Here is a 7380-nt window from a genome sequence, read left to right as displayed (position 1 = left end):
ATCAAGCGCCAATAACGCCGCGGCGTGGGCCGCGAGCGAATCCGGCAATCCCAGCCAGACCGGTCAACATCAACGGTAGCGACATCGGCACGGGTACCGCGGCCGGCGTCACGCTGACGCTCATCTGAAAGGGATAGCTGGTGGAGGACGACCAATAGCTGCCGTCCCACTCGGCCCAAGCATTGGCGCTGCCGTCGTCGGTAGCCTGGAAAGACCAGTCGGTAGCGCCGGTCGACCAGACTACGGCGATTATAACCACTAGATGGCTCTGCCTAACCGTTGCGTGGCGCCTAGCGTTTCATTTCGGCCTTGAGCACCGGGCGTATTTTCAGCTATTTGCTGTTAATCAGCGCGGAATTTTTTCAGAATTCGGCACGATGCAAAATTCAGTAAATGATTGAAATTCTATAACGTTTACAATCGGCTGGAAAAAGCTGGGCGCCATTTTGATCAAAAATTGGAAATTTTTTTCCACGCTGGTTAACAACAACCGAACTTCATCGATACGCAGCCGCTGATGCAAGCTGAGGACAAACTCGGTATCTGTCACTTAACAATCTCAAAGGCCTCGCTTCATAGAACGCTTCTCGCCCCTGCCACGCACTTGCAATAGATACGTTTGATATGGTGTGGTGCGATACCGCCACTAGGTCGGCGATTTCCTGGAAACGGTAACCCGCCAGATCGTTGTTCTACAAGTGGAGGACGCGGAATACGGTAAAAATCGTATTCTAAGCAGTCGTCCAGCAGACCTAGCGGGAGATTTTAACGTTCTCTATAGGGTCCGTACTGCCGATGGTGGCTACCAGAAATCGATGTTGCCGGTAGTGCGTTTGGTTTCGTCCAAGGTTTTTTTCCAGAACCGGCGTTCGTCCTGAACCACCGCCAGTTCCAGTCCGCGGCCGATTTTTTTGATATACACCGAAAAATCGCTACCGATGAAATGTATGTTACGGCCATAGTCGCCGCCCAGGCAAGCGCTGACGATCGGTATGTTTTCGTTTTTTAAAAATTCACGCACGAATTGAACGTTGACGTCGCCGACCGTCGGCCGATTCCAACTGTCCTCGCGCAACTTTAGGACGTTGCCACCGCCGAAACATTTGGCTTTCAGTAGCGACCGGTCGGCGCCTTTTTTCATCATGTCATTGATCAACAGTTCCATCGAATAAATGCCGTAGCGGCCGTAATCGGATTGAATAATAGGTGCGTTTGCCGCTTGTTGTTTGTAGGCCAGCAGAAAATGGTTCATTCCGAATACGCGGTTGACCGAATCGTAAAGGCAGACCGCGACGCAAGAACCCAGCAGCGTCGAAATCACTTCCGGCTTGCGGGATACGTAATGCTCTCCCGGATCGATGGTAATGCGCTGGGTATCCCGGTAAGGGGTGGCTCTCATGATAGTTGGTAGATTGAGGGTGCGACGGTTTATAGGCGTTAGGTGACGGAGTGCAGGCTTTCCGTGTGGCTGACGACGAAGTAACCAGCGGGTAACAGGTTTTCGACGACGCGCTTTTTGGCATCTGGATCGAAATGGCTTTTTTGCATAAACTCATTGCCCACGAAATATCGAGCTATTGTCCTGTAATCACCTTCGCTAAAAATCCTGGAGTGTGCCACAGGCACACAAACTAACGTTATAAGGAAATAGTATAGTGGTTAACTTTTCTTGGGCACATAGATAGGTTATTGGGTTGGGTTGCCTTTTCCTTTCAAAGCCATTGGGCGGTAGGTAGCCCAATGACGAATGCAAGTGCCGACTGTTGTAGAAAGTAACGATATAGTCGGTCACGTCACCGATGGCTTCGGTGTGGTTGGCATATTGACAACACCAAACACGCTCCATTTTCGGATTTATAAAGAAGTGCTACACATGACCGCCTTGTCCTAGCAGTTGCCCTTGCGATTCATGCTGCCTTGAAACCGATGGCTAATTTATAGTTGTCGGTCATGGGAGTGTTTGCCAAGTTCTAGCGGGTGCTAATCCGCGAACTGCAGCGTGAAGGCATTGCTGTTCAAATATCGCGGCGCTTACCGGAGGCGCATCCGCGGTAAACCAGGATTATTTGCAAGTAAAAGTCCGTCTCTACCGGCGGCAGTCGCACTGTCAAACTAATAATTCATGTGAATGACGATTCAAAGCCAGATAGCCGACAATCATGAATCATCCCAGGTAGCGCAATGCCTCGACCACCAGTTTGAAAGCGGGTGAAGATTGCCGGCGATTGGGATAATACAGGTGATACCCTGGAAACGACGGGCACCAGTCTTGAAGTACAGGCACTAGCCGGCATTCGGCAACATGCTGTGCAATCATATCCTCAGGTAGATACGCCAAACCGAATCCAGCCAATGCAGCTCTTAATATTGCGGTGCCGTTGTTAAACGCCCATTGGCCTTGTACGTGAGCTTTCAGCGCATGATTATTTCGCTCGAATTCCCAAACCAATAAGCTGTCGTGAGTTGGTAAGCGTAGATTGATGCAATCGTGCGCGGCCAAGTCCTGAGGTGTTTGCGGTGGCGGTCGTTTGGCAAAGTAGCTTGGCGCCGCTACAACGGCGATGCGCAGATCGGGGCTGATGCGCACGATTATCATATCTTTTTCCACCTGATCGCCTAGACGCACGCCGGCGTCGTAGCGCTGGGCGACGATGTCGGTTAATCCGTAATCGACGTTAATCTCGACTTTGATATCCGGGTAGTCCATAAGACATGGGGCCAGCTTGGGCCAGAGTATCGAATCGGCGGCATGCTCGGCGGTCGTAATTCGAATAGTGCCAGCCGGCTTGTCACGAAGCTCGCTCAAGGCGGCCAATTCGGCTTCGATCTCCTCGAATCGCGAGCCCACTGTCAATAGCAATCGCTCCCCAGCTTCGGTGGGTGAGACACTGCGCGTGGTGCGGGTTAGCAGCCGGAGACCCAGTCTTGCTTCGAGCGCTCGCAGCGTATGGCTCAGCGCCGATTGTGATACGCCGAGCTGCGCGGCGGCTCGCGTAAAACTCCCTAATCGTGCCACCGCAACAAAAGCAAAAAGATCGTTGAAGTTTTCGCGTTGCATTCATGAATCCTGCTCATAAAGTCATGCGGATTATACCTACTAATCAATTGTCGGGATGCTCGCTACACTATTGCTCATCAGCTAAGGAGCTAGTCTTGCCATATTGCCCCGCGCGACTCGCTACGGTTTGATCATCAGACAGGAGATAGAAAATGCAAAAACGTAAACTTGGCAACAGCAATTTGGAAGTATCGGCTATCGGGCTTGGCTGCATGGGGATGAGTTTTTCATACGGCCCACCCAAAGATAAACAGGAAATGATCTCGGTACTTCGGAGCGCCGTCGAACGCGGCATCACCTTCTTTGACACCGCAGAAGTTTATGGCCCATACGCCAATGAGGAGTTAGTCGGGGAAGCTCTGTCCCCGTTACGCGATCAGGTGGTCATTGCTACCAAATTTGGTTTTGATACCGGTGTTGACCCCAGAAATACCAAAGGTGCTCCCGCCCTGAATAGCCGCCCAGAGCACATCAAAGAAGTGGCCGAGGCCTCGCTGAAGCGCCTCAAGATCGATGTCATCGATCTGTTCTATCAGCATCGCGTCGATCCAGACGTGCCAATTGAAGAGGTTGCCGGCGCGGTAAAGGAGTTGATTCAGCAAGGCAAGGTCAAGCATTTCGGCCTTTCCGAAGCAGGCGTACAGACTATACGCCGCGCTCATGCCGTCCAGCCTGTCACCGCACTCCAAAGCGAATATTCGTTGTGGTGGCGGCGTCCGGAGGCGGAAATAATCCCGACACTCGAAGAACTCGGGATTGGTCTCGTCCCCTACAGCCCACTGGGCAAGGGCTTTTTGACCGGAAAAATCGACCAGAACGCGACCTTCGATAGTTTCGACTTTCGTAGCAAGCTGCCGCGCTTCACGCCAGAAGCGCTGAAGGCCAATCAGGCCCTGGTTAATCTGCTCGACAACATCGCCGAACGCAAGCAGGCAACCCCGGCCCAGATTGCGCTGGCATGGCTGCTGGCTAAAAAGCCTTGGATTGTGCCCATCCCCGGCACGACGAAATTGCATCGCCTGGACGAGAACATCGGCGCAGTTGCTGTTGAGCTGACGCCCGACGACCTCAGTGAAATCGAAACCGCCGCCGCTCAGATCGCAGTGCTAGGGGAGCGTTATCCAGAACAGTTGGAGCAAATTACCGGGCGCTAATCCGTTGGGTTCCAACAAGCTTTATTTTAATTAAGGTTTATCATCATGAAAAAACGTAAACTTGGACAAAATTTGGAAGTATCCGCTCTTGGCTTTGGCTGCATGTGCTATAGCTTTGGTTATGGGGCAAGCGTTGATAAATCGGCGGGAATTAATGGCATTCGCCGTGCGTATGAACTCGGGGTGACGTTCTTCGATACTGCCGAGGCCTACGGCCCATTTACCAACGAAGAATTGGTTGGTGAAGCTTTAGGCACCGTTCGCGATCAAGTGGTTATCGCCAGTAAGTTCGGTTTTGACTTGGAAAATTCTCCGGGTCTAAACAGTCGCCCCGACCATATCAAAAAAGTGGCGGAAGCCTCGCTTAAACGCCTGAATACCGATGTTATCGACTTGTTTTACCAGCACCGGGTCGATCCGAATGTGCCGATTGAAGATGTGGCGGGAGCGGTAAAAGACTTAATCACGGAAGGAAAAGTCAAGCATTTTGGCTTGTCAGAAGCGGGACCAGACACCATCCGTCGCGCCCATGCCATTCATCCGGTTACCGCTGTCCAGAACGAATATTCTATTTGGACGCGTGATCCAGAAAACGGCATTCTGGATACCTGTGAAGAATTAGGCATCGGTTTTGTGCCGTGGAGTCCATTAGGACAAGGCTTTTTAACCGGAACAGTCAAACCAAATGCAACTTTTGATCCTCAAGGTGATTTACGCGCATCTTTCCCGCGTTTTACCCATCAGGCCATGCAGGCCAATCAGCCTATTATTGACTTAATCCAAGAGGTTGCAAAAAGCAAAAATGTTACGTGCGCTCAAATTGCCTTGGCATGGCTGTTAGCCAAAAAGCCATTTATTGTACCCATTCCAGGGGCAACCAAAATTCAACATATCGAAGAAAATCTGTGGGCTGCTAATGTCGTACTTGATGAAGCGGACTTGAAATATATTGAAGAAGCCTATTCCAAAATAACGATTCAAGGCTTACGGCTATCAAAAGAGCATATGGCTCTGATAGACAAAGCCGGGGAAACAATGCCTGACCAATAAGATCCAGTATTGTTTCCTTCATGTTATATGGAAGCTTAGAAAAACAGGCGGATTAGGGATAGTTATGTATATTTTTGAAACGACTATTGCATTATTGGTGGGAGCTGCGCTTTTATCCTCGCTTGCCAGACGTTTCGCGGTTCCCTATCCCTCGCTTTTGGCTGTCGGCGGAGCGCTGATTGCTTTGCTTCCCGTGCAGTCCTTGCCATTGCTGGAACTATCTCCGGAACTTATACTAACGTTGTTCGTTGCCCCTGCGCTGTTGAGCGCGGCCCATGAAACCTCATTGCGCGACCTGAGAGAGAATTGGGGGATCATTGCTTCTTTAGTTGTCATTGCTGTCGGTTTAACAACCTTGGCCGTCGCCTGTGTGGCCCGCTATCTCTTGCCTGGGTTGGATTGGGCGCCGGCTATCGCATTGGGCGCCTTGCTCGCTCCGCCCGATGCCATTGCCGCTATGGCGGTTTTAGGCCAAGTCAACCCGCCTTACCGAGTCAAAGTTGTTTTGGAAGGCGAAAGCCTGTTCAATGATGCCTCTTCTTTACTGATCTATAAGTTGGCTGTCGGAGCGGTAATTACTGGAGGCTTTCACGCTACCGATGCATTGCCGCCTTTTTTTCTACTTGGATTCGGCAGCGTTATCGTCGGCTGGGCTTTAGCGAGGTTGGCTAAATATCAAATCCTGTGCGTCAAGGACGCACCAATAGCCGTCATTTTTCAATTCGCGCTGACATTTGGAGTTTGGATACTGGCCGAACGGCTCGGTTTATCCGGCGTCATAACGATAGTGGTATTCGGATTGACAATTTCTCGATACAGCACGTTATTCATGCCAGCCCGGCTACGCATATCAAGTTTTGCGATCTGGGACTCAGTGATATTCATCCTCAACGCTTTGGCTTTTACGATGATTGGGTTGCAGCTGCGTCCAATTTTGGAGCATGTCGATTTAAACGAAGCTATAAGAATGCTTACGCTCGCATTTATTCTGTTAATCGTGGTTATTGCCACCCGCCTAGTTTGGGTCATTGCCTACACGCTGGCGATGAAAAACACCAAGTTTTACAACCGCGAAAATAAAGAATCCTTTCTGCCCGTGAAATCCGGACTGGTGATTGCCTGGTCCGGCATGCGGGGAATCGTCACTCTTTCCGCAGCCATGGCGCTTCCAGAGGTATTTCCCTACCGCGACTTTATCCAACTCACCGCATTTATTGTTGTGTTAGGCACCTTGCTGATACAAGGTATGACGCTAGGTCCATTGCTGAATAGGCTGCGTTTACCGGAAGATACCAAAATCGACGACGAAATAAATTTGGCACGGGCTGAAGCGCTTAAAGCGGCAATTTCGGAATTGGAAGCGCAGGCATCGGTGTCCGCTCAGAGACTTCTTTCGGAGTACGTCACCGCGCTACGCCACGTCAGCGATTCCAAAGACCCGGCCGATACGGAAGATAACCGCTTGCGACGAAAAGCGGTGGAGGCTGCGCGAAAAGCTATCTTCGATTTGTTGGTCAATCATCACATAAACGACGAGACCTATCGATCGGTCGAAGAAAAGCTTGATTGGATCGAGTTGAGCGCAAGCAATAATCATTAAGATGCCGACCGGAAAATTCCCAGGCCAGAAAACTTATGTTTTCCGTCACCCCAAAGATCGGCTCTGATTGCCTCGCCCGGTTTTGCATGCTCTCCAACAAACACTTTTTTTGGGGAGCTCTGCGGCTTAGCCTTATAAGTGGAATTTTTATTAGCGGCGAGTGTCGGCTTCCGGCGGGAAAGATTGCTAGCCATCCCTGGCTAGCAATCGCGCCTACACCGCCACGTGTTTGCCTGCGGCGGCCCTGGCCGTCCGCGTCACCTCGGCTTTGACCCAACAAGGGGATCAAAGCCTTGGCTCTCGCATGACTCGACGCCGTTTCGCGAGGCCTTGCAGTTTTTCTACTCGAAAAACCGCCCGGCGCTACGGCTTCCAGGGACTACTCAACCTTCACTCGCTAACGCTTCGTTTCCAAGGTTTCGCAGCGTCGGTAATTCTGCTTCACGAAACAGCTCATCAATCAATTTAGGTATGTTTTGGTCAAGTAACGGCTTTGTTGCATAATGCCCCAATGCCCC

General features: G+C 51.0%; 7 protein-coding genes. 3 read left to right on the top strand and 4 right to left on the bottom strand.

Features of this window, described 5'->3' with window-relative positions:
• Window position 1: 1 nt before the first annotated feature.
• The 4 genes from A1355_RS01910 to A1355_RS01900 all read right to left on the bottom strand — a co-directional run bounded on the left by A1355_RS01910 (window position 2) and on the right by A1355_RS01900 (window position 3058).
• Entirely contained in the window at window positions 2–259 is a 258-nt protein-coding gene (locus A1355_RS01910) for a hypothetical protein (protein WP_064024433.1), read from the bottom strand.
• Window positions 260–346: 87 nt separating this feature from the next.
• The gene (locus A1355_RS24910; protein ID WP_157197699.1) at window positions 347–550 is read right to left on the bottom strand and encodes a hypothetical protein; all 204 of its coding nucleotides are present in this window, start codon (window positions 548–550) and stop codon (window positions 347–349) included.
• Between the two features lie 252 nt (window positions 551–802).
• The gene (locus tag A1355_RS01905; protein ID WP_064024431.1) at window positions 803–1399 is read right to left on the bottom strand and encodes a chemotaxis protein CheD; all 597 of its coding nucleotides are present in this window, start codon (window positions 1397–1399) and stop codon (window positions 803–805) included.
• A 765-nt stretch (window positions 1400–2164) separates the two neighbouring features.
• Entirely contained in the window at window positions 2165–3058 is an 894-nt protein-coding gene (locus tag A1355_RS01900; protein WP_064024429.1) for a LysR family transcriptional regulator, read from the bottom strand.
• Between the two features lie 152 nt (window positions 3059–3210).
• On the opposite strand from A1355_RS01900, the gene A1355_RS01895 reads away from it, so the two are divergent.
• From A1355_RS01895 to A1355_RS01885, 3 genes are all read left to right on the top strand, one after another.
• Window positions 3211–4212: an aldo/keto reductase gene (locus tag A1355_RS01895; RefSeq protein WP_064024427.1), complete on the top strand. Its 1002-nt coding sequence runs from the start codon at window positions 3211–3213 to the stop codon at window positions 4210–4212.
• 45 nt (window positions 4213–4257) lie between these two features.
• On the top strand, window positions 4258–5262 hold the full coding sequence (locus A1355_RS01890) for an aldo/keto reductase (protein WP_064024425.1): 1005 nt from the start codon (window positions 4258–4260) through the stop codon (window positions 5260–5262).
• A gap of 64 nt (window positions 5263–5326) precedes the next feature.
• Entirely contained in the window at window positions 5327–6862 is a 1536-nt protein-coding gene (locus tag A1355_RS01885) for a cation:proton antiporter (RefSeq protein WP_064024423.1), read from the top strand.
• The last annotated feature ends 518 nt before the right edge of the window (window positions 6863–7380 follow it).

The sequence above is a fragment of the Methylomonas koyamae genome (genome assembly GCF_001644025.1).
Classification (GTDB): Bacteria; Pseudomonadota; Gammaproteobacteria; order Methylococcales; family Methylomonadaceae; genus Methylomonas; species Methylomonas koyamae_A.
The sequence above is the reverse complement of the archived record's forward strand: the minus strand, read 5'-3'. Positions and strand labels throughout refer to the sequence as shown.

What these genes read in the sequence shown, in the direction of transcription:
- A1355_RS01905 (WP_064024431.1), bottom strand. Translation starts at nt 1,399, where the DNA reads ATGAGAGCCACCCCTTACCGGGATACCCAGCGCATTACCATCGATCCG.
- A1355_RS01900 (WP_064024429.1), bottom strand. Translation starts at nt 3,058, where the DNA reads ATGCAACGCGAAAACTTCAACGATCTTTTTGCTTTTGTTGCGGTGGCA.
- A1355_RS01895 (WP_064024427.1), top strand. Translation starts at nt 3,211, where the DNA reads ATGCAAAAACGTAAACTTGGCAACAGCAATTTGGAAGTATCGGCTATC.
- A1355_RS01890 (WP_064024425.1), top strand. Translation starts at nt 4,258, where the DNA reads ATGAAAAAACGTAAACTTGGACAAAATTTGGAAGTATCCGCTCTTGGC.
- A1355_RS01885 (WP_064024423.1), top strand. Translation starts at nt 5,327, where the DNA reads ATGTATATTTTTGAAACGACTATTGCATTATTGGTGGGAGCTGCGCTT.